Here is a 23,538-nt window from a genome sequence, read left to right as displayed (position 1 = left end):
ATTCGCGAAGGCCCCCAACCAATGGTTGGGGGCCTTCCGCATTTCATCGGCTCGACATTTCCCGCAGGCGTTCGCCCAGGGTGGCGAGCTGTTCGCTGGTGCCGTGCTCGCGCCATTCCGACTTTTCGTGGTCGTCGAGATAGGCGCCGTGTTCGGTGAGGGTCAGCCGGGTGCCGGCCGCGGTTTCGGCGAATTCGACGGTGGTGAGCGAGACCGTCACGACGGCGTCGTCCACGCCCATCGTGGAGGTGTACACGATGCGTTCCGCCGGGACGATCTCCTGGTAGGTGGTGGTGAAGGTCATCCGCTTGCCGTCGTGTACGCCGGCGGCGATCTCGCGGCCCCCGACACGGAAGTCGAGTTCGTGTTCGGTGCCGGGAGCGCTGAACCATTCGGCCTTGCGTTCCGGTTCGGCCCATGCGCCGAAAACCGCTGCGGGAGTGACGGGATAGTCGCGTTCGAGGGTGAACGTGGAATGGACCAGGGAATGCGTGGTCGTCATGGCGACTCCTCGGGTTCGGGGGTGGTGTGCGCGGCGAGAGCTGTGCCGAGCGCGTCGAGGCGGCGTTCCCACGGGGTCTGCCGCGCGTGCAGCCAATCCTCGGCGGGCCGCAGCGCATCGGGTACCAGATGGCAGGTGCGTACGCGGCCGACCTTCTCCGACCGCACCAGCCCGGCGTCCTGCAACACCTGGAGATGCTGCACGACGGCCGCCAGGCTCATCTCCAGCGGCTCGGCCAGGGCGCTGACTGCCGCCGGTCCCCGGCCGAGCCGCTCGAGCAGATATCTGCGGGTGGGGTCGGTGAGCGCCCGGAAGATCAGATCCAGCCGCTCGGTTTGGTTAAGCACCTACTTAAGTGTAGACACCTCGCCCCGATAGTCAAGTAATTACTTAACTGTTGTCGTGCGCGCGTGCGGCCTCGAACGGCATCCGGTCGAAGATGAAGCGGCTGGCCGTGATTCGGCCGTCGACGACGGTAACCAGTTCCGCCGCAGGGGCGCTCGGTACCGGCAGGGTCGCGGTGTCGTAGCAGACCAGGGCGGTGGTCTCGTCGCCGAATGCGGCGAACATCGTCGCGCCGGTGAGGATTCGAGTGAAAGGTTCCATGAAGTCGCGATACGCGGCCGCGCCTTCGATGCGTCCGGCGGGGGCATCGCAGACGATGTCGTCGGCGATAAAGGTCATCGCTCGATCGAGGTCCTTTCCGGTCCAGGCCTCGAAATAGGCGAGGGCTACCCGGACCGCGGGGCTGTGGTTTCCGATCATGTCGTCCTCTTCTCCGGTCGATGGAACCGTTCACCGATATAGACACCGGCCGGGCGGGGAACGGACCGGTTGTCGGTGCTCGATGTGACGATGGGGTGATGTCGGAGCCGTCGATCGCGCCGGACGTGGATGAGCGGACCTTTCGCGAGCTCACCGAGCCCTATCGGGCCGAGTTGCGCACCCACTGCTATCGGATGCTCGGGTCGATGTACGACGCCGAGGACGCGTTGCAGGAGACGCTGCTCGCGGCATGGCGCGGTATGGCCGAATTCCAGCAGCGGTCGTCGGTGCGCACCTGGCTCTATCGGATCGCGACGAATCGGTGTCTCAATTTTCGCCGGGCCGCACTGCGCCGGCCGGTCGCGCCGTTGCCCTTCGCCGCACCGGAGCCGACCCGTCGCGGGGAGGTGAGCTGGTTGCAGCCTTGTCCGGACGCGCTGCTGGATCCGCAGCAGGTGCTGACCGCGCGCGCCTCCGTCGAGCTGGCGTTCATCGCCCTGCTGCAACAACTTCCACCGCGCCAGGCCGCCGTGCTCGTCCTGCGTGACGTGCTCGAGTTCAGTGCGGCGGAGGTGGCCGACTTGCTCGGCCTCACTCCCGTCGCCGTGAAGGCGGCATTGCAGCGGGCTCGTGAACGTCTGTCTCGGCGCGGGGGCGGGCGTCCGGAGCCGGAGCCGGGATCGCCCACGGAGCGAGGGCTCAGCGAGCGTTTCGCGCGGGCCTTCGAGGCTGCCGATGTGGGCGCCGTGGTCGAGCTGCTCACCGACGAGGCGTGGCTGACCATGCCGCCGTGGCCGCACGAGTATCACGGCCGGGCGGCGATCGGCGAATTCCTTCGCGGTATTCCGGCATTTCGGGATCGTGCGGAGATTCGGCTGCAATCGGTGCGGGCGAACGCGCACCCCGCATTCGGCTGCTATTCCCGCCGGGCGGACGGATCGTTTCGGGCGACCGGACTTCTGGTGACGACGTACGGCCCGGACGGTATTTCCGCGCTCGCTCATTTCCCGCCCGCCGAGAACTTCCCGCGCTTCGGCCTTCCGCTCGCGCTGCCGCCATGGGACAGGACTATTTCCTGATGGAATCGTTGTCGAAATAAAACCTAGAAAATTCCTTCAAACTCTTCCGTTGTCTAGGTGTTATCGACTATCCTCCGTTTCGGCAAACCATCCGCGACAGGAAGAGCGCAGTCGTTGCACCGGCGCTCCGACCATATAGACAACTTCCGGCTAACGCGCGGTCAGTCGGAGGTGTAAGCGAAGGGCCCGATCCATGACGAGGGAATCGGGCCCTTCGGTATTGTCTGGCGCAATGTCACAGGAAACGAACGCGGGTAGGATGTACGCCGGACAGCCCGTAGAAGACCGGCAGCGGCAGCGACGTGCGCGTTTTCTGGAATCTGGTCTGACAGTGTTCGCCAGAGACGGGTATGCCAATAGCTCGGTCGGAGCCATTTGCAAAGACGCCGGACTTTCCTCGCGGCAGTTCTACGAGGAGTTCACCGGTCGCGAATCGTTGCTGCTGGAACTCTACGAACAGATCGACCGGGAATCCCGGGACGCGGTCGTCGCGGCGTTGGACGCGCATGCCGATGCGAGCGCCATCGAGATCATCGACGCCGGGGTGCGCGCCTATATCGAGTCCATCGGGCGCGATCCGCGCAAGGCCCGCGTCGCACTGGTCGAAGTGGTCGGTGCCGGGCCGAAGGTGGAGAAGTTCCGGCTGGAGCTGCGTCGCGCCTGGGGTGCGCTGCTGGCCGGAGCCGCCGAGGATGCGGCGCTGCAGGGCGAGATCCCCAGCGGCGACTACGAAACCCGCATGCTCGCCATCATCGGCGCGGTGAACTACGTGGTCGACGAGTGGAGCGGGTCGGAGCCGCGCCGGCCCCTCGACGAGGTGATCAGGGTGCTGCGCCGGGTCATCATGGGTGCGGTCAGCGCCTGATCGGCGAAGCATAGTGCCGCCGAACGGGATTCGCTTTAGCATCGAAAGGTGCATGTTTCGCCGGGGGGCGGGCAGTCCCCGACATTCGTCGTCTGCGGAGACAACCCGCTCGTCCACCAGCTGGCCCTGCAGCTGACCACCCGGTTCGCCGATGCCACCGTGACCGCGGTACTGCCGAACCGCAACGGCAGCTACGTTCCACAGCTGGAGAAGCTGGCGCGGGTCCGGATCCTGTGTGCCGAGCGCCTGGACGAGACCGTCCTGCGGGCGGCCGGGGTGGAGCGGGCCCGAGCGCTGGCCCTGGTGGATCAGGCGGATGTGGAGAACTTCCACGCCGCGCTGCGCGCCCACGAACTCAATCCGCGGATCCGGTTGGTGATCCGAATGTTCAACACCGGCTTGGGGTTTCGCATCCGCCGGTTGTTCTCCGACTGTGTGGTGCTGTCGATTTCGGAGATGGCCGCCCCGTCGTTCATCGCCGCTGCCCTCGGCGAGAAGGCGCAGGACTATCTGCGCCTGGGGGAACGCACCCTGTACGTTGCCGCGGCCGGTGATGCGCCGCCGGATCGGGTGGTGGCCGGGCTGGTCGGCGGACCGGGCGCAATCGCGTTGCGCTCGCCGCACGCACCGGCGGACCGGGTGCTCGCGCTGGCCGGGCGGGTGCCGTATTCGCCCGGGGCGCGGCGCCGCTGGCTGAACCAGCTGCGCTATCTGGTCCGCCACGATCTGATCCGGCTGCTGCTGGTGATGCTGATCGTCATCGCGGCCGTGTGCGTCATCATGGTGCTGATCGGAAACAGCTGGGGCACAGCGGTATACGAAACGCTGCTGGATTCGGCGGGTGCGGCGCAGCCGGAGCCGGCCCGCGAGCCGCTGTTCAAGATCCTGCAACTGGGGGTGGTCTTCACCGGGCTGGCGATGACGCCGGTGGTCACCGCGCTCGTGGTGGGCGGCGTGTTGCGGGCGCAGCTGTCGGAATATTCGATCGATCCGTCGCGGATGGAAAACCACGTGGTGGTCGCGGGTTTGGGCAACGTCGGAATGCGCGTGGTGGAACAGCTGCGCGACCTCGGCGTGCCGGTGGTCGGGCTGGACTACGACGAGAACGCGCGCGGTATCGCGCTGGCGCGCAGCCTGGGAGTGCCCGTCGTGATCGGTCAGGCCACGTGGGAGGACACCCTGCGCGCGGTGGGTGTGCCGAGGGCGCGGGCGCTGGTCCTACTGACCTCCAGTGATGCGGTGAATCTGGAGGCCGCGATGCTCGGGCAGTCCTATCGTGACGACCTGCGGGTGGTGCTGCGCGTCTCCGACGACGACCTGGCCGACCGGGTACAGCGCAGTCTCGGGAAAGCGGTGGTGCGCAGCGTCTTCCAATTGGCCGCGCACGGCTTCGCCGCGGCCGTGGTGGAGCGGCGAGTGATCGCGACCCTGACGATCAACCAGGCCACCCTGCTGGTCGCGGAGGTGCCGGTGGAGCCCGGATCGGCGCTGATCGGGTTGCGGATCGCCGACCTCGGATCGGCGGAGCACACCCGGGTGATCGCGGTGCAGCCGGCGGTCGGGGACGCGCCGGAATGGCAGCCCGCGCCGCAGACGGTGCTCGCCGCGGGCAATCAGCTCGTGGTGGTGGCGACCCGGCGGGGACTCGACGAACTGCTGGAGCGCAGTTGCGCGCCCACGGCGGACGAAACCGCACAGGAGGCCATCGCTGCGGCCGAAGGGCTGGTCGCCGACGCGGCCGAGGAGTTGGTCGCCGGTGCGACGGAACCTGTGGCCGCCGGCGGTGGGGCGGAGAAGCCGACCGCCGGCACGAAGGTCCAGGACAGTGCCGTCGGGCAAGCCGCAGAACCGGCAGACCGGGAGACCGGACAACGATGTGCGGACGGGTCGGCCGAGCCGGACGCGGTGGGCTCCTGAACGTCGTGAACCGATGCGGCGGGAGTTTCGGGCCTCGCCCGCCCCTGCCTGGCCCTACCTGGGCACGCGTCGCGGTAGCGTGCGCGTATGGAGACGATTCCGATCCAGATGCCGGACGGGTCGACGGTGCCGGTGCGGTTCGTCGCCGCGAGCGGCCCGCACCGGCATGCCATCACCGCGGATGCCCCGCGGCCGGTCATCGTGATCATTCCGGGATTGGGGGTGCCGGGCGAGTACTACGGGGATTTCGCGCGCGAACTGGCGCGGCGCGGATTCGACGCGGCGATCGGGGAGTTGCGGGGTAACGGTGACAGCCGGCCCAAGCCGAGCTCCTCGAGTACCTACGGCTACCACGAGCTGGTCTCGGTCGATTTTCCGGCGATCTTCCAGGCCGTTCGCACCCGTTTCCCGGACAGCACGCCGATGCTGCTCGGACACAGTATGGGCGGCCAGCTCGGGGTCATGTACGCCGCGCGGATCCGCGGCCGGCTGGGCGGGCTGATCCTCATCGCCTCCGGCACTCCCTACTACCGGGGTTACGGCGGGATCGCCCGCTCCGCGATGCTCGTCGGACCGGCCGCCATCTCGCTGACCGCGAACCTTGCCGGCTTCTGGCCGGGGGATCGAATCACCGCCGGGGGTTTCGGCCGGCAGTCCAAGGTGCTGATCTCCGATTGGGCGCGGCTGGCTCGCACCGGCCGGTTCGTACCGGTGGGCGCCGATATCGACTACGACGAGCGCATCGCGCGGCTCACCCTGCCGGTCCTCTCGATCACCATGAGCGGCGACGATCTCACCCCCCGCAGTGCGGCCGCACATCTGCTGGAGAAACTTCCCAAGGCGCGCGTGAGCACCTGGCACGAGCCGAAACCGTTGGGGCACAACGGCTGGATCATCGATCCGGGCGCGACCGTGGACCGCATCGAGAAGTGGGTGCGCGACCTGTAGCCGAACGCGGCCGATTCCGCTCCCGTGAGTGCTTCAATGGACGAATGCGCAGGTGGGCCGTCCGCCGATATCGATGCTCAGGCCGTCGTCTCGCGTCGGCTCGACAACGAGCGCGGCGGAAGTGACGACGCGGGCGGGCGCCACCTCCGGATCCACACTCGTCTTGGCGGTGCTGGGCTCCGGCCAATTCTTGATGACCCTCGACAGTTCGGTCATGAACGTCTCGATGGCGACGGTCGCCCACGACGTCGGCACGACGATCACCGGAATCCAAACCGCCATCACGCTGTACACGCTGGTGATGGCATCGCTGATGGTCACCGGCGGCAAGGTCGGGACGATTCTCGGGCGGCGGCGGGCATTCGGCGTGGGATTGATCATCTACGGCGCGGGCTCGCTGGTCACCGGGTTGGCGCCGAATCTGGGGGTGTTGCTGCTGGGCTGGTCGCTGCTGGAGGGCGTCGGAGCGGCGCTGATCATGCCGGCGATCGTGTCGCTGGTGGCGGCGAACTTCGGCCGCGAACGCCGCGCCGCCGCATACGGACTCGTCGCCGCGGCCGGGGCGATGGCCGTGGCGGTGGGTCCGCTCCTGGGCGGAGCGGTGACGACCTTCGCGTCCTGGCGGTACGTGTTCTTCGGCGAGGTCGTGGTCGTGGCGGCGATTCTGCTGGTGCTGCGCCGGGTGGCGGACGTGCCGGCGCAGCGGGTGCATCTGGATCTCCTGGGTTCGGTGCTGTCCGTCGTCGGGCTGGGGGCCGTCGTCTTCGGCGTGCTGCGGTCCAGCGAATGGGGTTGGATCCGCCCGCGTCCCGGCGGTACCGAGATCGCGGGTCTGTCGCCGGTGATCTGGTTGATCCTGGCGGGCCTGCTGGTGCTGTACGCATTCCTGCGGTGGCAGCAGCGGCTGGTGCGGTCCGGTGGGGAGCCGCTGGTCGATCCCCGGTTGTTCGGCAATCGCCGGCTCGGGGGCGGGTTGGCGATGTTCTTCGCGCAGTTCGCGGTTCAGGCCGGGGTGTTCTTCTCGGTACCGCTGTTCCTGTCGGTGGTGCTGGAACTGAGTGCGCTCGAGACCGGAGTGCGCATCCTTCCGCTGTCGATCGCACTGGTCGCCGCCGCCGCGGGAATTCCCAAAGTTGCGCCGCACGCCAATCCACGGCGGGTGGTGCGCCTGGGTCTGGGTTCGATGATCATCGGAATCTTGTTGCTGGCCGGCGGCATGGATCCCGGAGCGAATGCCGCGGTGGTGTCGGTGCCGATGTTGCTGATGGGCCTGGGCTTGGGGGCCCTTTCCTCGCAGCTGGGCGCGATAACGGTATCGGCGGTGCCGGATTCGCAGAGCGCCGAGGTCGGCGGATTGCAGAACACCGCGACGAATCTCGGCGCCTCGCTCGGCACCGCGTTGATCGGCTCCATTCTGATCGCCACGCTGACCTCGTCGGTGATCGGCGGGATCGAGAACAACCCCGCGGTCCCGCCCTCGGTCGCGCAGCGGGCCGGCACCGAACTGGCCGACGGTGTGCCGTTCCTGTCCAATACCCAGCTGCGACAGTCGCTCGACGCGGCGGGGGTCGACACGTCGACCGCCGACGCGGTGGTCGCGGTCAACTCCGACGCCCGCCTGCTCGCATTGCAGGTGGCCTTCGCGGTGACGGCGATGCTGGCCGTGGTCGCGTTGTTCTTCACCGGCCGGCTACCGCGGCGGGCGATCGGCTCCGATCCGGACGCCGGCACCGTGGCCGACGAACGGACCGGAGCCGGGTAGCCGCCGCTACCGCGCCGCCATATTGCCGCGGTCGGCAGCGCCGGGGGTGGCGCCGTTGTGACCGAGTGCGCGGGCCTTCAGCTGGTCGAATTCGGCGGCATCGATCGTGCCGGCGTCGAAGAGGGCCTTGGCGTCGGCGATCTGTTCCGCCGGTGACTTGCCCGCCACCTGCCGGATGTAGTCGTCGGCCGCTTGCTTGGCCTCCGCATGAGCGTGCTGGGAGCGCACGGCCATACCCTTTCCCCGGGCGATCAGATAGACCAGGGCAGTGATGTACGGGAATATCACCAGCGCGATCACCCACGCGGCCTTGGCGATGCCCGACACCGTGTGATCGCGGAACAGATCGGCCAGGATCTGGAACAGGATGATCAGGTAGGCCACGAAGGCGAACACCAGAATCGTGTACCAGACGTAGTCCCAGAACGTATCCATGATGTGTGCTCCTCTCGGGAGAACCCGCTACCGAACCGCGGTGGTCGGCGAGGGGCCGAATCGGGCGTCGACGGCGGGCCGCCTTCGACGTGTGCCGGTAGGGCCGGAACCGGTGTTCTCGAACCGAGAATGGCAGTGAGACGAATCACGCTCCAGAGACCGAAGACCCTGATCGATAGGGGTCTTTGGTCATCTGTGCCGCGAAATCCCGGCGTCAGGCGGTGGTGCGCCGCTCGATCAGCATCTGGGTGAAGAACTCGTAGATCAGCGCGGATTGGAAGGCCATCTGCTTGTTGTCGGCCGCGCCACCGTGACCGCCCTCGATGTTCTCGTGGTACCAGACGGTCCGGCCCTGAGATTCCAGCAGCGCCGCCATCTTCCGGGCGTGGCCGGGGTGGACCCGGTCGTCGCGGGTGGAGGTGGTGAGCAGGATCGGCGGGTAGGGGCGCGCCGGGTCGGCCGCCATCGCCCGCTGATAGGGCGAATACCTGCTGATGTACTCCCACTCCTCGGGCTTGTCCGGGTCGCCGTATTCGGCGATCCAGGACGCGCCGGCCAGCAGCAGGTGGTAGCGCTTCATATCCAGCAGCGGCACCTGGCAGACGATGGCGCCGAACAGTTCCGGATAGCGGGTCAGCATCACGCCCATCAGCAGGCCGCCGTTGCTGCCGCCGACCGCGCCGAGTTGTCCCGCGGTCGTGATGTCCCGCGCGACGAGGTCTTTCGCGACCGAGGAGAAATCCTCGTAGACCTTGTAACGGTTGGCCTTCTGCACCTGGGTGTGCCATTCGGGCCCGTACTCCCCGCCGCCGCGGATGTTGGCCATCACCCAGGTGCCGCCGCGTTCGAGCCAGCCCATCCCGGAGGCGCCGCTGTAACCGGGGGTACGGGAGACCTCGAAGCCGCCGTATCCCGAGACGACGGTCGGACCGGGCGTGCCCCGGTGGTCGCGGTGGCGAATCACGAAGTACGGCACCATGGTTCCGTCGTCGGAGCGCGCGAAGAACTGTTCGGTGTCGATGCCTTCGGCGTCGAAATACGCCGGTTCCCGCTTGAGCGCCACCGCCGCACTGCCCACCGAACCGGCCAGCAGTGTCGCCGGGGTGGTGAAACCGCTTGTGGTGAGCATGAATTCGTCACCGCTCTCCAGCGGATCCAGATTCATGACGTTGGTGGTCGCCATCGGCGGGGTGTCGGCGAGCGGTTCGCGGGTCCAGCCCGAGCCCGGGGTCGTCGCCGAGGCGGGCGTCAGCACGTACAGTTTGGTCTGCACGTCTTCCAGCGTGATCAGCAGCAGGTGGTTCTCGGTCCAGCCGTATCCGTGCAGTGAGGTGTGTGCGTCGGGTTCGAAGACGACCTCGAAATCGCGTGCGCCGTCGAAGAATTCGCCGATATCGATGGCCAGCAGAGCACCCGCGGGATAGCTGCGGCCCGCTACCTCCCACGGCGATTTCAACTGCACCAGCAGCCAATCCTTGTACCAGGATTCGGACGCGTCGGTGGGTACGTCGATATGCCGCAGCGTGCCGTCGCGGTCCAGCAGATAGACCGATTCGTTGAAGAAGTCGGTGGCGCGGGCGACATAGTGGCGTTCGTATCCAGGCGTGCGGTCGTAGCCCGCCGAGACCATCACATCGCCCGGCTCGCCCTCGAAGACGGTGTCCGCCTCCGCCAGCGGGGTTCCGCGGCGCCAGCGCTTGGCCAGACGCGGATACCCGGAGTCGGTGAGTGTGCCGGGACCGAAATCCGTTCCGACGTACACGGTGTCGGCGTCGATCCAGCGCACCTGCGATTTGGCCTCGGGCAGGTGGAAACCGCCCGCCGCCGCCGGGCGGAATTGCCGAGTGGTCAGATCGAATTCGCGCACCACCTTGGCGTCCGCCCCGCCGCGGGACAGGCTGATCAGTGCCAGTTCCTGGTCCGGGCGCAACACCGCCGCCCCGCCCCAGACCCAGTTCTCGTCCTCGGCGACGGCCAGGGCGTCAAGGTCGAGGAGTACGTCCCAGGCCGGATCGTCGCCGCGATATTCGTCGAAGGTGGTCCGGCGCCAGAGCCCGCGGGGATGTTCGGCGTCGCGCCAGAAGTTGTAGAGCCAGTGCCCGCGCCGGGTCGGGTACGGGATGCGGGTGTCGGTGTCGAGCATGGCGAGGATGCGATGGTCGAGGGCGTCGAACCGATCGGAGGTGGCGAAGCGTTCGATCACCACCTCGTTGTGGGCCCGTGCCCAGGACAGGGCACGTTCGCCGGTGACATCCTCGAGCCACAGGTACGGATCGGTTGTTTGCTCGGCGCCGCTCATGGGTCACATTCTGACCTACCGGCCGGTCCGCCGAGGGGTGAGAGGTGCATCGCGCCGTGTCTCGTCGCCCGCGCGGCCGGCGACTCCGTACAGTTGCTGGACGCCCGGGAAGGCCGGAAGGAGGACCGCGGTGGCACATCCGCTCTGGGAGCAGCACTGCTGCCTGCCGATCCTCCCCTCCGCCGATATCACCGAGCTGACCCGCTACCCGGCCGGGTCGTATCTGTCGGTGAATGTGGGGTATTCACTGCATTCGATCGAGGATGCGCTGGCCATGCTGCATCTGCTGCGCCGGAATGCGCTGGCGGACGGGCGTTTCCGGCTCGTCGATGCCGTGGGCGACATCGAGGTGGCATCCGGTTCCGAGGGCCGCATCGCGCTGGCCTTCGATCTCGAGGATTCGCGGCCGCTGGACGGCGATCCGGACAATATCGCGCTTTTCCACTCGCTCGGCGTGCGTTCGCTGCTGCCGACCTACAACCACGCCAACGCGGCCGGCGGCGGATGCCTGGATCCGGACGATCGCGGACTGACACCCTACGGTCGCACGATCATCCGCACGCTGGGTGAGGTCGGGATGTTCGCCGACGGTTCGCACTGTTCGCGGCGTACGGGCCTGGACATCTCGGAGGTCGCGGGCGGGCCGATGATCTACAGCCACTCCAATTTCGCCGCGCTGTGGCCGCATCCGCGCAATATCGGCGACGACCAGGCTCGTGCGTGCGCGGCGACCGGTGGGGTGATCGGCATCAACGGGGTCGGAATCTTCCTGGGCCGCAACCGCGTCGAGGGACGGGCCGCGCGCATCGAGGCGATGGCGGACCACATCGCCTACGGGGCCGAACTCGTCGGCGTCGAGCACATCGGGATCGGTTCGGACTTCTCGTTCGACGGGGACCAGTTCAACGCGGAGATCGCGGCCGCGCCGGAGAATTTCTCGGAGGACTACACGCGGTGGGGGCCACTGCAGTGGGTGCCGCCGGAGGATCTGCTGGGACTGCCGCCACACCTGGGGACGGATGTGGACAACCCGGACGCCCGGCCCCGGATCGCCGGACTGGACGAAGTCCTGGCCCGCCGGGGTTTCAGCGATTCCGAACGCGCGGCGATCTTCCACGGCAATTTCGCCCGCGCCGCACGGGAGGTATGGACGTAGGCGCACGCTGCGGCCGCCCTCTCACCCGTGCGGGGGATGGATGAGTGAGCTTCCGGCAACAGCGCTAGGCTCGTTGCCGTGACTTCCCACTACGATGTCGTCGTTCTCGGCGCTGGTCCCGGCGGTTACGTCGCCGCGATCCGCGCCGCTCAACTCGGCCTGCGAACAGCGATCGTCGAGCAGAAATACTGGGGTGGCGTGTGCCTGAACGTCGGGTGCATTCCGTCCAAGGCACTGCTGCGCAACGCGGAGCTGGCCCATATCTTCACCAAGGAAGCGAAGACCTTCGGTATCTCCGGACAGGCGAGCTTCGACTTCGGTGCCGCCTTCGATCGAAGTCGTAAGGTCGCGGACGGCCGGGTCAAGGGCGTCCACTTCCTGATGAAGAAGAACAAGATCGACGAGCTCGACGGGAAGGGCACCTTCACCGACGCGAACACGCTCTCGGTCGAGCTGAGCAAGGGCGGCACCGAGACCGTCACTTTCGACAACGTCATCATCGCCACCGGCACCGAGACCAAGCTGCTGCCGGGCACCTCACTGTCGCAGAACGTGGTCACCTACGAGGAGCAGATCCTGACCCGGGATCTGCCGGGGTCGATCCTGATCGTCGGTGCGGGCGCGATCGGCATGGAGTTCGGGTACGTCCTCAAGAACTACGGCGTGGACGTGCGGATCGTGGAGTTCCTCGACCGCGCGCTGCCGAACGAGGACGCCGACGTCTCCAAGGAGATCACCAAGGCGTACAAGAAGCTCGGCATCACCATCACCACCGGTGCCTCGGTGCAATCCATCGAGGACAACGGTTCCAAGGTCACCGTGTCGATCAAGGACAACAAGTCCGGTTCGGTCGAGACGGTGACTGTCGACAAGGTGCTGCAGGCCGTCGGTTTCGCGCCCCGGGTCAAGGGCTACGGCCTGGAGAACACCGGCGTGCAGCTGACCGAGCGTGGCGCCATCGCGATCGACGACTACATGCGCACCAACGTGCCGCACATCTACGCCATCGGCGACGTCACCGCGAAGCTGCAGCTGGCCCACGTGGCCGAGGCGCAGGGTGTGGTCGCGGCCGAGACGATCGGCGGCGCGGAGACGCTGCCGCTGGGCGACTACCGGATGATGCCGCGCGCGACGTTCTGCCAGCCGCAGGTCGCCAGCTTCGGCCTCACCGAACAGCAGGCCCGCGACGAGGGATACGACGTGAAGGTCGCGACCTTCCCGTTCACCGCGAACGGCAAGGCGCACGGCCTGGGTGACCCGACCGGTTTCGTGAAGCTGGTCGCCGACGCGAAGTACGGCGAGTTGCTGGGCGGCCACCTCATCGGTCCCGATGTGTCGGAGCTGCTGCCCGAGTTGACGCTGGCCCAGAAGTGGGATCTCACCGTCAACGAACTCGCGCGCAACGTGCACACCCACCCGACGCTGAGCGAGGCACTGCAGGAGGCGTTCCACGGCCTCGCGGGGCACATGATCAACTTCTGATTTCCGCGATCACGGCCCAGTATCGGCGAATACGCCTGGTACCGGGCCGTTTTCGTGCGATCAGCCGCGGTGGTAGGTGTCCTGCGCCGCCACGATGACGTCGATGTTGTCCTCGAGGATCGCGATCAGTCCGTACAGCTGATCGGCGATCTGTGCGCCCAGGTCGGTGAGGGTGTATTCGACGCGTGGAGGGATGGTCTGCTGCACTTCGCGGTGGATCATGCCGTCGCGTTCCAGGGCCTGCAGGGTTTGCGAGAGCATGCGTTCGCTGATGCCGTCGACGCGGCGGCGCAGCGCGCTGAAACGGTAGGGACCTTCGCGCAGCGCGACCAAGGCGAGTGCGCCCCAGCGGCTCGCGACATTCTGCAGCACGGGCCGGGAGCGGCAGTTGCGCGCGAAGACGTCGGCTTCCAGGGTCGGATCGGCGTCGTCCGCCGATCGCAGTTGCCGGCTCGTCATGGTCTCGATGCTACCCATCGCTGTAGTAGTGACCTTCGCACATGCGGTGCGGGAATATCAGGTACTAACTAATAGTTAGTGCAGGATGTTCCGTACATCAGATCTGGAGGTTGGGTTATGACCGTCGCCGTCACCGGGGCAAGTGGGCAGTTGGGCCGTCTCGTCGTCGAGGCGCTGTTGAACAGGAATGCGGGGCCCGTCGTCGCGGTGGTCAGGGACCCGGCCAAGGTCGCCGATCTGGCCGAGCGCGGTGTGCAGGTGCGGCAGGCCGCCTACGACGATCCGGAAGCGCTCGATCGCGCCCTCGTGGATGTGGATCGGGTATTGCTGGTGTCGGGTAACGAGTTCGGTGCGCGGGTCGACCAGCACACCAATGTCGTGCGCGCCGCCGAGCGCGCGGGGGTGGAACTGCTGGCCTACACCAGCATTCCGCGCGCCGAGGAGAATCCGATGATTCTCGCGCAGGAGCATCGCGGCACCGAAGCGGTGATCACGAAATCGGCTGTGCCGCACACTTTCCTGCGTAACAGCTGGTACTGGGAGAACTATCTGAACGGTCTGGACGCGACCCTGGAATCGGGCGTGCTGTACGGCGCGGCCGGCGACGGGCGGGTCGCCGCGGCCGCGCGCGCCGACTACGCCGAGGCCGCCGCGGTGGTGCTGACCACCGACGGTCACGCGGGACGGATCTACGAGCTCGGTGGCGACGAGCATCTGACGCTCACCGATGTGGCGCAGGTGATCTCGACCGCTTCGGGGAAGCCGGTGCGGTATCAGGATCTGCCGCAGGACGAATACCTGACGGGATTGGAAAAGGCGGGGGTCCCCGGCGATTTCGCCCGGGTGCTGGCTGATTCCGATGCCGGACTGCGTGCGGGCTGGCTGGATGTGACCAGTGGCGATCTGCAGAAGCTGATCGGCCGGGCGTCGACGCCGGCGGCCGAGGTGTTCGGGCGCACTCTCGCCGGCTGAGTGAACGGAGAGGGGCGTCACGGTCGCCCGCTTCGGGCCGCCGGGTGATACGGCGGGCAGTGCAACGCGGTTTCGGCTCGCTGTGCAGGTCTCCGGGATTCGCGACCGGAACTGCGAGCAAGGCCCGCTCGAGTGTCGGTGGCCTGATCCGACCGGTGCCCGGCGACGGTTCGCGACGTCGGGCACCGATCGCGGGATCAGGACGCGGCGACGTTCCCGTCGTAGGCGCTCGGGTCGCCCACCCACTGGACCAGTTGGATCACGATGCCGTTCGGGTCGACCGCCTGGAAGTAGCGCTCGCCCCACGGCTCGGTCTCGATCGGGGTCACGATCTCGACCCCTTCGGCCCGAACGCGCTCGTATTCGGTGTCGACGTCGTCGACGGTGAACACGACCAGCAGACCCTGGCCCGCGTCGCCGGCGATGCGGGCCGGTTTGAAGGTCGGCAGTCCGGTGCGCAGGAAGATCACGTTGAATCCGGCATCGGGCCGGGCCAGCGATACGAATCCGTCGGCGGACATCTCGACCGCGAAGCCGAAATGTTCGCTCAGGAATTTCGCCGAGACCTCGGGATCGGCGACGTTCAGCGAGATGGCGGATGCGGTGATGGTCACGGTCCTCCTCGGTGTTCGATGCGGCTCCGGAGCGCATCGGAATAAACTCTCTACTAAGTATACTCTACTAAGTAGAGAATTATTCCCGCGGTGGAGTGCCGCAGCGGCTCGATACGATCCGCAGGCGCCGAACTCCGGCGACACGGCGCTGAATCGGGAGGTCGGGTGGCAGACAATGCGGCTGGGGCGGGGGCCCGCCGGGCCCGCGGCTCGGAACGATCCGGTGCGGGCGATCCCGCGCGCACACTGGAACTGCTCTGGCGGCAGCCGGGGCGCGGCTCGGGGCGCGGTCCGAAACAACGCAGCAGTGTCGACGAAGTGGTGGCGGCGGCGGTGGCCATCGCCGATGCCGAGGGTTTGGAGGCGCTCACCATGCGTGCGGTCGCCGCCGAACTGGGGTTGACGCCCATGGCCACCTACACCTACGTGCCCGGCAAGGCCGAACTGCTCGACCTGATGCTCGATTCGGTCTACGCGCAGATGCCCCGCCCGGATCTGGCCGGAATGGATTGGCGGCGAAGGGTTTCGGTGATCGCCGAAGCGAACCGTGCGCTGTTGTCCCGGCATCCCTGGGTCGCCTACGTGCCGACCACCCGGCCACCGCTGGGCCCCGGGCTCGCCGCGAAATACGACCACGAACTGAGCGCCTTCGACGGGCTCGGGCTGAGTGATGTCGACATGGATGCGGCACTGACCTACCTACTCGGCTTCGTCACCTCCGTTGCGCGCATCGCCATCGATACCGATCGCGCGGCCGCCGACAGCGGACTGTCGGATCGCGAATGGTGGGAACGCACGGCCCCGGTCCTGGAACAGGTCTTCGACCCGCAGCGCTATCCGCTCGCCGCTCGGGTCGGGGAAGCCGCCGGCCAGGCGCACGACAGCGCCTACAGCGCCGACTATGCCTGGAACTTCGGTTTGGCACGCGTTCTGGACGGTCTGGCCGTTCTCATCGAACGGTCCGGGATTTTCGAATGAGCCGCCGGATCCGTCCGGCTCAGTGGTCGGTTTGGATGCGGAGCGTGGTGATGGTGCTGGCCAGGCCTTCGTATTGGTTTGCCAGGAGCACGATTTCGATGAGGCGCTTCTCGTCGTAGTGCTGCGCCAGGGCCGACCAGGTGGCGTCGTCGACGTCGCGGGTGGTGACCAGCTGGTCGACCGCGGTGAGCAGCGCGCGCTCCTTGTCCGGCCAGCCTTCGGCGTCGGGTCCGGTGCGCAGGCGCGCCAGGATGTCCTTGGTGACACCGGCGCGTTTACCGAGACGGATGTGGTGGTCGGTCTCGTATTCGCAGTTCCGTAGATGCGCGACGCGCAGGATGACCAGTTCGGTCTCGTAGCGTGAGAGCTTTCCGCCGGGCATCAGCCGGCCGGAGAAATGCAGCCAGCCGCGGAACAGGCCGCCGGTGCGGCCGAGCGTGCTGAACAGGTGGGCGTCTTCGGTGCCCGCCGCGCGGGAAAGCACCTGCCAGACAACCCAATTCACCGGGCCCAGTTCGCGCAGGCGACCGGGTGCGATCCGTGGCTCCGTCGACACCATGCCCCACGCTAACAAAAAGCGCGCACCGGCGGTCGCTCGCCGGACACCGAGTGCAGGTGGTTTTCGGCGAGCTCCGCGGCCCACCACCGGCCCGGGCCGGCAGATCCCGCCTGCCGGCCCGGGGCGGGATCAGCGCTGGGCGGCCAGCAGGATCAGATCGGCCACGGCGCCGGGATCGGACACGGAAACCGCGTGCGATGCCCCGACTTCGACGGTGTGCGCGCCGGCCCGTTCGGACATGAACCGCTGGGACTCCACGGGGATGTTCCTGTCCTCGGTGGTGACCAGCGAATAGGCGGGAACGGCGCGCCAGGCCGCTGCCGAAGCCGGTTGCTCCAGTGCGGCGAGCGCGACCGGGCGCTGGGTGATCGCCATGGCGGCGGCGATGTCGGCCGGCACGTCGGCGGCGAATTGGGCGGGGAATTCGTCCTGGCGGATGTGGAGTTCGGTGCCCGCCGCCCCGGGGAGCGGGTGGGCGACGGTGGTGGGCGCGAGCGTGGAACCGGGGAACTTGCCGGTCAGTTCGAGCGCATTCTCGCCCTCCGCGGGGATGAAGGCCGCGATGTAGACCAGGGCGGTGACCGCGGGCCGGTCGTGCGCGGCGACGGTGATGACACTGCCGCCGTAGGAATGACCCGCGACAACGATCGGACCCTCGATGGTGTCGAGGACCGAAGCCACGTAGGCGGCATCGGTATCGAGGCCGCGCAAGGGGTTGGCGGCGGCCAGCACGGAGTAGCCCTCCGCGCGCAGGCGTGCGATGACGCCGTTCCAACTGGAGGAATCGGCGAAAGCGCCGTGGACGAGGACGATGGTCGGCTTCGTGGTCATGGACGTGCTCCTCGGGAGGATCGGATCGCGGCCCCTCGAGTGTCGATCACGCGCCGGTGAGTCGCCCCTCGCTGTGGGCCGGATTTCCACTGAATCGGGACATCGCTCGCGCGGAACGCCGGTCTGCCGTCAGCGCAGGACGTACGGCGAGATCGAGCTGCGGTGTTCGCTGATGTCCAGGGATTTACCCAGCGGCGGGAACGCGCGCTGCGGGCAGTTGGCGCGTTCGCAGACGCGGCAACCGGCGCCGATCGGCGTGGCCTGGGGTTCGTTGAGGTCCAGGCCGTCGGCGTAGACCACGCGTCCGGCATGCCGCAATTCGCAGCCGAGGCCGATGGCGAAGGTTTTGCTGGGTTGTCCGTAGCGGGTGGCGCGCCGCTCCACCGTGCGCGCGATCCACAGGTATTTGCGGCCGTCGGGCATCTGGGCGATCTGGGTCATGATCCGGCCGGGATAGGCGAAGGTCTCGTACACATTCCACAGTGGACAGGTTCCGCCCGCGGAGGAGAAGTGGAATCCCGTGGCGGACTGGCGTTTCGACATATTTCCCGCCCGATCCACGCGCACGAACGAGAAGGGCACGCCGCGTAGTTTGGGCCGCTGCAGAGTGGAGAGCCGATGGCAGATCGTTTCGTAGCTCTGCGCGAAGAAGGCCGACAGCCGCTCGATGTCGTAGCGGAAATCCTCGGCGACCTCGTGGAAGTGCGAATAGGGCAGCACCGTGGCAGCGGCGAAGTAGTTGGCGAGGCCGAGTTTCGCGAGCGTGCGGGTGTCCTCGGAGGCGAAATTGCCTTCTTCGACCAATTTGTCGATCAGATCACCGCATTCCAGGTACGCCAGTTCCGTGGCGAGTTTGAAGACGCGCTGACCGCCCGACAGATGCGGGGCGATCTCGAGCTTGCGGGCCTCAGGGTCGTAGCGGTGCAGCACACCGTCGCCCAGGTCGATCCGTTCCACGATCTGCACGCCGTAACCGGTGGTGAGCCGGCGGGTGAGCTCACGCCGCAGATCACCGCCGTGCAAGCGCATGCGGGTCGCCAATTCCTCTGCGGCGGTGTCCAGTTCGTGAATGTAGTTCTGACGCTGATAGAAGAAGTCGCGCACCTCCTCGTGCGGGCGGGAGATGGCGCCCGACCCGCTGCCGTCGGAGAAGCGGTCCTCGGTGGCCGCGGCCAGCTGTGCGGTGGTGTTGCGGTAGCGGCGGTGCATGTTCACCAGCGCCCGGGCCAGGCTGGGATGGGCCGACACCATATCGGCGATCTCCTGCGCGTCGGCCTCGATCCCGAGTTCGGTGTCCATCACCACCTCCTGCAGCTCGGCGATCAGGCGAGTGTCGTCCTGGGAGGCGAAAAAACTGGTGTCTACGCCGAACACCTCACTGATCCGGAGCAGGACCGGTACGGTGAGCGGACGCACGTCGTGTTCGATCTGGTTGAGGTAGCTCGCCGAGATCTCCAGCTTCTTGGCGAGCGAGATCTGGCTCAGCCCTCGTTCGGTGCGCAGCTGTCGCAGTCGCGCCCCGACGTAAGTCTTGGCCATATGTCCAGACTATGGACCTTTCGCAAAGCTGCCAATGGAGAATTAGCAGTGGACTCGAGCTATATGTCACACCGAGCGGCTACCGTCGAGTCCGTGCTGCTTTCGGATGTGGTCGCGGCGTCGGATTCGGTGCGGGCATCCGCGTCGCGCAAGGTCAAGATCGCGGGTCTGGCCGAATTGCTGAGCCGGGCCGAATCGGGTGAATTGATGCCGGTCGTCGCGTGGATTTCCGGTGAGCTACCGCAGGGCAGGCTGGGCGCGGGCTGGCGGACGGTCGCGGGGATCGAGGTGGAACCCGCGCCCGAATCGACGCTCAGCGTGGCCGCGGTCGACCAGGCGCTGACGGAATTGGCGGCGGTGGCCGGCTCCGGATCGGTCGCGCGGCGGCGGGAACTGCTCACCGCCCTGCTCGCACGGGCGACGGATGCCGAACGGGCCTTCCTGATTCGCCTGCTGACCGGGGAGCTGCGCCAGGGCGCGCTCACCGCGATCGTCGCCGAGGCGGTGGCCGAGGCGGCCGACGTGCCCGCCGAACTGGTGCGCCGGGCCTACATGCTCTCCGGGCGCCTGCCGGTGACCGCCGCCGCGGCCATCTCCGGCGGTGCGGAGGCGCTGTCGGAATTCCGGCTCGAGGTCGGCCGTCCGATCCAGCCGATGCTGGCCTCGCCGGGGGCCACCCTCGACGATGTGCTCGGCGAGTTCGCGGGCGATGTGAGCGTGGAGCACAAACTCGACGGTGCGCGGATCCAGGTGCACCGCAAGGGCTCTCGGGTCTGGGTGTTCACACGGACGCTGCGTGACATCACTTCCGGCGTCCCGGAACTGGTGCAGCTTGTCTCCGAATTGCCCTGTGACAGTGTCGTTCTCGACGGCGAGACACTGGCGCTCACCGATTCCGGCCGGCCGCGCCCGTTTCAGGAGACGATGAGCCGGTTCGCCGCCGACCCGGCCTCGGAGGAGCCGCGGCTGACGGTGAAGTCGAGCAGGGAACTGCTGCTGCATCCCTACTTCTTCGACTGTCTGCATCTGGACGGCCGGGACCTGCTCGATGCCCCGCTGCGCGAGCGCAGGGTCGCGTTGGCGAAAGTGGCTGGCGCGCAGATGATTCCGGCGCTGATCGATCCGGAGCCCGAGGCCGTCGCCGAATATTTCGACGGTGCGCTGGCCGCGGGGCACGAGGGAATCATGATCAAATCGCTGTCCGCGCCGTATGCGGCCGGCCGCCGCGGCCGGGCATGGCAGAAGATCAAACCGGCGCACACCCTGGACCTGGTGGTGCTCGGCGCCGAATGGGGATACGGCCGCCGCACCGGATATCTGTCGAATTTGCACCTGGGTGCGCGTGATCCACACGGAGGCGATCCGATCATGGTCGGCAAGACCTTCAAGGGACTCACCGACGCCCTGCTGCAGTGGCAGACCGCGGAATTCCCGCGTCACGAACGCGCCCGCGACGGCCACACCGTCTATCTGTGGCCGGAGTTGGTCGTCGAGATCGCGCTGGACGGGGTGCAGACCAGTTCGCGTTATCCCGGCGGCGTGGCACTGCGGTTCGCGCGGGTGGTGCGCTATCGGCCGGACAAGGAGCCCGCGCAGGCCGACACCATCGATGCCGTGCGCGCGCTGATGCCCGCCGGACCGCAGGCCGCGCCGACCGCCTGAGAGACTATCCGGGACGGCGCCGACCTGCGGAAACGGCCGCACTGCGCACTTGCCGGCCGGTTCACAGGAACATCCGGGGGTATCTCGAGGATGTCGGCGCAGGATCGGTGTGTCGGGTCGCCCCGATGCGGATCGACTGCCCTGATCCGCTCATCCCCAGCCATCGGCGGCGTCGGTCCCTCGCCCGCGCCGCCGTTCGGCCGGTGGTTCACTCCTCGTCGCGATGACCGCTGAGATCGGGCAGCCGGCACAGGCCGGCGGTCACCTCGCCGGCCAGATGGTCGTAGGCCACCGCCAATTCCGACAGCCGCCGCCAGGCGTCGTGGATCACCCGGTCGGGTTCGTGCGTCAGCGTCAGATAGGCCAGTGCGGAGAACTGGGCGAGCCGGTCGATCACCGTGCCGACCGTCTCGGTATGCATACGTGCGCCGCCGTGCGCCCGGGGTAATTCGGTGGCGACCCAGCGATCGATATCGGAAACCAGTTGTGCCCGATCGCGATCGATGTCCAGGGTCGGCCCGGGCGCGGCGGACAGTCTCTGCTCGTGCAATTCGCTGAGGCGGCACGCGCATTTCAGCACGGGGTGACCGTCATAGGTCAGACCCCGGCAGGCCTCCAGCAGAAGGTGTTTGGGTGGGAGCGATTCCACGACGGTAATACTCCCCGCCCAATGTTTCTGATTGGCATCGCTGCGCCGCGGCGGAGCCGGCCGAATGCCGATGGGTCTCAGTGTGTTCCGCTGTCCGGGTCTGCGTGGTGGGCTATACCGTCGGCCTCGGTGCCGCTTTCTCCAGGTCGTCGACGGTGCCGGACATGATCGTGCGGACGTGCTCGTCGATGTGCGCGAGTGGCCAGTCCCACCAGGCGAGGGCCAGCAGACGCTCGATATCCGCATCGCTGTAGCGATGCCGGATGAGCCGGGCCGGATTGCCGCCGACGATGCCGTAGTCCGGGACGTCGGAGGTCACCACGGAACCGGCGCCGACGATGGCGCCGTGGCCGATGCGCACGCCGGGCAGCACCGTCGCGCCGTAGCCGATCCAGACGTCGTTGCCGACCACCGTGTCGCCGCGGTTGGGCAGCTCCATGAGGAGCTCGACGTGCCGGGACCACGCGCCACCCATGGTGGGGAAGGGAAAGGTCGAGGGCCCGTCCATGCGATGGTTGGCGCCGTTCATGATGAACCGCACGCCGGTGGCCAGAGCGCAGAACTTGCCGATGATCAGCTTCTCCGGACCGTAGTGGTACAGGACGTTGCGGGTTTCGAACGTGGTGGGGTCGTCCGGATCGTCGTAGTAGGAGTATTCGCCGACCTCGATCAGCGGCGAGGTGACGAGGGGTTTCAGCAGGACGACTCGCGGCTGTCCCGGCATCGGATGCAGCGTGGTCGGGTCCGTGACGGGGAGTTGGTCGGGCATGCGAAAACCCTTCTGTCCGTGGCTCATCGGAAGGTGCGAAAATCGCGACTGTCGCACTAATGCGACTAATGTTGCTTTAGGATGATGGCACACTCCATCCCGCCGAGCAACCGGATGAACGACGATGAACTCTGCAGCGAACGAGCCCGCGGCCGCCCGGCAGCCCGCCGCACGACCGGGTGGACGCACCGCTCGCATCCGCGAACACGTGCTGGCCGCGGTGCACGCGGAATTGACCGAGCACGGATACGACGCGCTGACCGTGGATACGGTGGCGGCGCGTGCGGGCGTGCACCGCACCACGGTGTATCGGCGCTGGCGCGATGTCGGCGGCCTGATCGCCGACGTCTTCGCCGCCGCGAGCGATCTGGGCTGGCAGCCGCGCGACACCGGCTCGCTCGCAGGCGATCTCACCGAACTCAACCGGGAGATCCAGGACTCACTCACCGAGGAGTCGTCGATCGCCTCGGCGCTGATCGCGGTGTCCTTCCGCTCCGAGGACGCGGCGCGGGCGCTGCGGCAGCTGTGGGAGGACCGCTACGCGCAATGCGACATCGTCGTCGAGCGGGCGATCCGCCGCGGTGAGATCCCCGCCGAAACGGACTCGCGCGCAATCCTTGTCACGGCGACCGCACCGCTGTACCACCAGCTGGTGTTGTTGCGGACCCCGGCCGATCCGGATGGGCCGCGACGGGCGGCCACCGCTGCGGTACTGGCGGCACAAGCGGGTGCGTTCACGCGTTCGGATCAGGTGGGATTCGAGTAGATCCGGGTCGGGGTGACGAAAACCAGAGTTCCGCGCTTGTCTCGCATCACCCGGTCGTAGGTGTCCCAGTCCTGGGTGACACCCGCGGCGGCGAATACGTCGCGAATCACCTGCCGTTGCCGTTCGTCCGCGACGGCCGGGTGTGGGTCGTCGGGCCCGATCAGCTGGGCCGACCCTTCGAGCGTGGCCCATTGCCAGCCCGCGCGGATCGTGAGGGCGATGGTGGGATTCGCCCGAAGATGGGCGAGTTTGCGAGTGGCACTGGGGGATACGAAGGCAGCGGTCTTCGCTCCGGTCACCGGATGCGGCAGGACGCCGGCATTGACCACGGTGGCCTGTGGCGTACCGTCGGCGCGCAGGGTGACTGCGACGCACAGACCGTAGTCGAGCGCAACCAGGTCGGTGAAGGACTTCAGTTCGGGCATGGATGCTCCTTGTCGGTTGTCTGCGGGATCACCCCGCGGTGGCCGCGCACCGGTCGGCCGCGCGGCGCACTCGTCAGCCGAGGTCAGCCGAGGTCGGCCACGGAT

The 23,538-nt window shown here is 67.5% G+C and carries 25 protein-coding genes; 11 read left to right on the top strand and 14 right to left on the bottom strand.

From position 1 onward, the window contains the following. Positions 1-43: 43 nt before the first annotated feature. Genes NMI01S_RS33495 through NMI01S_RS33485 form a run of 3 tightly spaced genes read right to left on the bottom strand, consistent with a single transcriptional unit; the run spans position 44 to position 1,267 of the window. Positions 44-502, bottom strand: coding sequence for an SRPBCC family protein (locus tag NMI01S_RS33495; protein ID WP_063002759.1), 459 nt, complete (start codon positions 500-502; stop codon positions 44-46). After that, on the bottom strand, positions 499-849 hold the full coding sequence (locus NMI01S_RS33490; protein WP_063002758.1) for an ArsR/SmtB family transcription factor: 351 nt from the start codon (positions 847-849) through the stop codon (positions 499-501). Before NMI01S_RS33490 ends, NMI01S_RS33495 begins: the two co-directional genes overlap by 4 nt. 43 nt (positions 850-892) lie before the next feature. Next, a complete protein-coding gene (locus NMI01S_RS33485; protein ID WP_063002757.1) occupies positions 893-1,267 on the bottom strand; it encodes a nuclear transport factor 2 family protein in 375 nt (124 codons plus the stop codon). 98 nt (positions 1,268-1,365) lie between these two features. Between NMI01S_RS33485 and NMI01S_RS33480 the strand changes: the two genes are divergently transcribed. The 4 genes from NMI01S_RS33480 to NMI01S_RS33465 all read left to right on the top strand — a co-directional run bounded on the left by NMI01S_RS33480 (position 1,366) and on the right by NMI01S_RS33465 (position 6,076). Next, entirely contained in the window at positions 1,366-2,346 is a 981-nt protein-coding gene (locus tag NMI01S_RS33480) for an RNA polymerase subunit sigma-70 (RefSeq protein ID WP_063002761.1), read from the top strand. Positions 2,347-2,539: 193 nt separating this feature from the next. Further along, complete coding sequence (locus tag NMI01S_RS33475; protein WP_306304686.1) at positions 2,540-3,211, top strand: TetR/AcrR family transcriptional regulator; 672 nt, start codon at positions 2,540-2,542, stop codon at positions 3,209-3,211. A gap of 48 nt (positions 3,212-3,259) precedes the next feature. Next, complete coding sequence (locus tag NMI01S_RS33470) at positions 3,260-5,128, top strand: NAD-binding protein (protein ID WP_063002756.1); 1,869 nt, start codon at positions 3,260-3,262, stop codon at positions 5,126-5,128. 87 nt (positions 5,129-5,215) lie between these two features. Beyond that, a complete protein-coding gene (locus NMI01S_RS33465; RefSeq protein WP_063002755.1) occupies positions 5,216-6,076 on the top strand; it encodes an alpha/beta hydrolase family protein in 861 nt (286 codons plus the stop codon). 33 nt (positions 6,077-6,109) lie between these two features. Here the strand turns inward: NMI01S_RS33465 and NMI01S_RS36205 are convergent, their stop codons facing one another. Then, entirely contained in the window at positions 6,110-6,292 is a 183-nt protein-coding gene (locus NMI01S_RS36205; RefSeq protein WP_245717142.1) for a hypothetical protein, read from the bottom strand. On the opposite strand from NMI01S_RS36205, the gene NMI01S_RS33460 reads away from it, so the two are divergent. Beyond that, positions 6,270-7,838 carry an MFS transporter gene (locus tag NMI01S_RS33460; protein WP_245717141.1) on the top strand — a complete coding sequence of 523 codons (1,569 nt, stop codon included), beginning with the start codon at positions 6,270-6,272 and terminating at the stop codon, positions 7,836-7,838. The genes NMI01S_RS36205 and NMI01S_RS33460 overlap by 23 nt on opposite strands. 6 nt (positions 7,839-7,844) lie before the next feature. Here NMI01S_RS33460 and NMI01S_RS33455 read toward each other — a convergent pair whose 3' ends face one another. Beyond that, positions 7,845-8,273 carry an SHOCT domain-containing protein gene (locus NMI01S_RS33455; RefSeq protein ID WP_063002753.1) on the bottom strand — a complete coding sequence of 143 codons (429 nt, stop codon included), beginning with the start codon at positions 8,271-8,273 and terminating at the stop codon, positions 7,845-7,847. A gap of 214 nt (positions 8,274-8,487) precedes the next feature. Next, positions 8,488-10,572, bottom strand: a complete 2,085-nt coding sequence (locus NMI01S_RS33450) for a prolyl oligopeptidase family serine peptidase (RefSeq protein WP_063002752.1) — start codon at positions 10,570-10,572, stop codon at positions 8,488-8,490. A 130-nt stretch (positions 10,573-10,702) separates the two neighbouring features. Here NMI01S_RS33450 and NMI01S_RS33445 point away from each other — a divergent pair, with 130 nt between their 5' ends. Further along, positions 10,703-11,728 (top strand): dipeptidase, encoded by a 1,026-nt coding sequence (locus tag NMI01S_RS33445; RefSeq protein WP_063002751.1) that lies wholly within the window; start codon positions 10,703-10,705, stop codon positions 11,726-11,728. 78 nt (positions 11,729-11,806) lie between these two features. Next, positions 11,807-13,210: a dihydrolipoyl dehydrogenase gene (gene lpdA / locus NMI01S_RS33440; RefSeq protein WP_063002750.1), complete on the top strand. Its 1,404-nt coding sequence runs from the start codon at positions 11,807-11,809 to the stop codon at positions 13,208-13,210. Positions 13,211-13,270: 60 nt separating this feature from the next. Here the strand turns inward: lpdA and NMI01S_RS33435 are convergent, their stop codons facing one another. Next, complete coding sequence (locus NMI01S_RS33435; protein ID WP_063002760.1) at positions 13,271-13,669, bottom strand: winged helix-turn-helix transcriptional regulator; 399 nt, start codon at positions 13,667-13,669, stop codon at positions 13,271-13,273. Between the two features lie 117 nt (positions 13,670-13,786). Between NMI01S_RS33435 and NMI01S_RS33430 the strand changes: the two genes are divergently transcribed. Continuing rightward, positions 13,787-14,641: an SDR family oxidoreductase gene (locus NMI01S_RS33430; protein ID WP_063002749.1), complete on the top strand. Its 855-nt coding sequence runs from the start codon at positions 13,787-13,789 to the stop codon at positions 14,639-14,641. A gap of 197 nt (positions 14,642-14,838) precedes the next feature. On the opposite strand, the gene NMI01S_RS33425 is transcribed toward NMI01S_RS33430, so the two are convergent. Then, positions 14,839-15,255: a VOC family protein gene (locus NMI01S_RS33425; RefSeq protein WP_063002748.1), complete on the bottom strand. Its 417-nt coding sequence runs from the start codon at positions 15,253-15,255 to the stop codon at positions 14,839-14,841. Positions 15,256-15,420: 165 nt separating this feature from the next. Here NMI01S_RS33425 and NMI01S_RS33420 point away from each other — a divergent pair, with 165 nt between their 5' ends. Beyond that, positions 15,421-16,233 carry a TetR/AcrR family transcriptional regulator C-terminal domain-containing protein gene (locus tag NMI01S_RS33420; protein ID WP_063002747.1) on the top strand — a complete coding sequence of 271 codons (813 nt, stop codon included), beginning with the start codon at positions 15,421-15,423 and terminating at the stop codon, positions 16,231-16,233. 19 nt (positions 16,234-16,252) lie between these two features. Here the strand turns inward: NMI01S_RS33420 and NMI01S_RS33415 are convergent, their stop codons facing one another. From NMI01S_RS33415 to ramB, 3 genes are all read right to left on the bottom strand, one after another. Continuing rightward, on the bottom strand, positions 16,253-16,792 hold the full coding sequence (locus tag NMI01S_RS33415) for a carboxymuconolactone decarboxylase family protein (RefSeq protein ID WP_063002746.1): 540 nt from the start codon (positions 16,790-16,792) through the stop codon (positions 16,253-16,255). Positions 16,793-16,921: 129 nt separating this feature from the next. After that, positions 16,922-17,623, bottom strand: coding sequence for an alpha/beta fold hydrolase (locus tag NMI01S_RS33410; RefSeq protein ID WP_063002745.1), 702 nt, complete (start codon positions 17,621-17,623; stop codon positions 16,922-16,924). A 129-nt stretch (positions 17,624-17,752) separates the two neighbouring features. Beyond that, positions 17,753-19,162 (bottom strand): acetate metabolism transcriptional regulator RamB, encoded by a 1,410-nt coding sequence (gene ramB, locus NMI01S_RS33405; RefSeq protein ID WP_063002744.1) that lies wholly within the window; start codon positions 19,160-19,162, stop codon positions 17,753-17,755. A gap of 93 nt (positions 19,163-19,255) precedes the next feature. Between ramB and NMI01S_RS33400 the strand changes: the two genes are divergently transcribed. Continuing rightward, complete coding sequence (locus NMI01S_RS33400) at positions 19,256-20,824, top strand: ATP-dependent DNA ligase (RefSeq protein WP_063002743.1); 1,569 nt, start codon at positions 19,256-19,258, stop codon at positions 20,822-20,824. Positions 20,825-21,032: 208 nt separating this feature from the next. Here NMI01S_RS33400 and NMI01S_RS33395 read toward each other — a convergent pair whose 3' ends face one another. Continuing rightward, a complete protein-coding gene (locus NMI01S_RS33395; protein ID WP_036506165.1) occupies positions 21,033-21,473 on the bottom strand; it encodes a DUF4254 domain-containing protein in 441 nt (146 codons plus the stop codon). Positions 21,474-21,585: 112 nt separating this feature from the next. Beyond that, the gene (locus NMI01S_RS33390) at positions 21,586-22,242 is read right to left on the bottom strand and encodes a CatB-related O-acetyltransferase (protein ID WP_063002742.1); all 657 of its coding nucleotides are present in this window, start codon (positions 22,240-22,242) and stop codon (positions 21,586-21,588) included. A 124-nt stretch (positions 22,243-22,366) separates the two neighbouring features. Between NMI01S_RS33390 and NMI01S_RS33385 the strand changes: the two genes are divergently transcribed. Then, complete coding sequence (locus NMI01S_RS33385; protein ID WP_063002741.1) at positions 22,367-23,008, top strand: TetR/AcrR family transcriptional regulator; 642 nt, start codon at positions 22,367-22,369, stop codon at positions 23,006-23,008. Here the strand turns inward: NMI01S_RS33385 and NMI01S_RS33380 are convergent. Beyond that, positions 22,990-23,433 carry a TIGR03618 family F420-dependent PPOX class oxidoreductase gene (locus NMI01S_RS33380; protein ID WP_063002740.1) on the bottom strand — a complete coding sequence of 148 codons (444 nt, stop codon included), beginning with the start codon at positions 23,431-23,433 and terminating at the stop codon, positions 22,990-22,992. The genes NMI01S_RS33385 and NMI01S_RS33380 overlap by 19 nt on opposite strands. Positions 23,434-23,538: the final 105 nt, after the last annotated feature.

Source organism: Nocardia mikamii NBRC 108933 (genome assembly GCF_001613505.1).
Classification (GTDB): domain Bacteria; phylum Actinomycetota; class Actinomycetes; order Mycobacteriales; family Mycobacteriaceae; genus Nocardia; species Nocardia mikamii.
This window is presented reverse-complemented; position numbering and strand designations above follow the sequence as displayed.

Bases quoted from the DNA above. Each gene is read 5' to 3' on its own strand.
- NMI01S_RS33455 (WP_063002753.1), bottom strand. From the start codon at position 8,273: ATGGATACGTTCTGGGACTACGTCTGGTACACGATTCTGGTGTTCGCC.
- NMI01S_RS33475 (WP_306304686.1), top strand. From the start codon at position 2,540: ATGACGAGGGAATCGGGCCCTTCGGTATTGTCTGGCGCAATGTCACAG.
- NMI01S_RS33495 (WP_063002759.1), bottom strand. From the start codon at position 502: ATGACGACCACGCATTCCCTGGTCCATTCCACGTTCACCCTCGAACGC.
- NMI01S_RS33450 (WP_063002752.1), bottom strand. From the start codon at position 10,572: ATGAGCGGCGCCGAGCAAACAACCGATCCGTACCTGTGGCTCGAGGAT.
- NMI01S_RS33460 (WP_245717141.1), top strand. From the start codon at position 6,270: ATGACCCTCGACAGTTCGGTCATGAACGTCTCGATGGCGACGGTCGCC.
- NMI01S_RS33430 (WP_063002749.1), top strand. From the start codon at position 13,787: ATGACCGTCGCCGTCACCGGGGCAAGTGGGCAGTTGGGCCGTCTCGTC.
- NMI01S_RS33465 (WP_063002755.1), top strand. From the start codon at position 5,216: ATGGAGACGATTCCGATCCAGATGCCGGACGGGTCGACGGTGCCGGTG.
- NMI01S_RS33385 (WP_063002741.1), top strand. From the start codon at position 22,367: ATGAACTCTGCAGCGAACGAGCCCGCGGCCGCCCGGCAGCCCGCCGCA.
- NMI01S_RS33390 (WP_063002742.1), bottom strand. From the start codon at position 22,242: ATGCCCGACCAACTCCCCGTCACGGACCCGACCACGCTGCATCCGATG.
- NMI01S_RS33485 (WP_063002757.1), bottom strand. From the start codon at position 1,267: ATGATCGGAAACCACAGCCCCGCGGTCCGGGTAGCCCTCGCCTATTTC.
- NMI01S_RS36205 (WP_245717142.1), bottom strand. From the start codon at position 6,292: ATGACCGAACTGTCGAGGGTCATCAAGAATTGGCCGGAGCCCAGCACC.
- NMI01S_RS33435 (WP_063002760.1), bottom strand. From the start codon at position 13,669: ATGACGAGCCGGCAACTGCGATCGGCGGACGACGCCGATCCGACCCTG.
- NMI01S_RS33480 (WP_063002761.1), top strand. From the start codon at position 1,366: ATGTCGGAGCCGTCGATCGCGCCGGACGTGGATGAGCGGACCTTTCGC.
- NMI01S_RS33415 (WP_063002746.1), bottom strand. From the start codon at position 16,792: ATGGTGTCGACGGAGCCACGGATCGCACCCGGTCGCCTGCGCGAACTG.
- ramB (WP_063002744.1), bottom strand. From the start codon at position 19,162: ATGGCCAAGACTTACGTCGGGGCGCGACTGCGACAGCTGCGCACCGAA.
- NMI01S_RS33410 (WP_063002745.1), bottom strand. From the start codon at position 17,623: ATGACCACGAAGCCGACCATCGTCCTCGTCCACGGCGCTTTCGCCGAT.
- NMI01S_RS33380 (WP_063002740.1), bottom strand. From the start codon at position 23,433: ATGCCCGAACTGAAGTCCTTCACCGACCTGGTTGCGCTCGACTACGGT.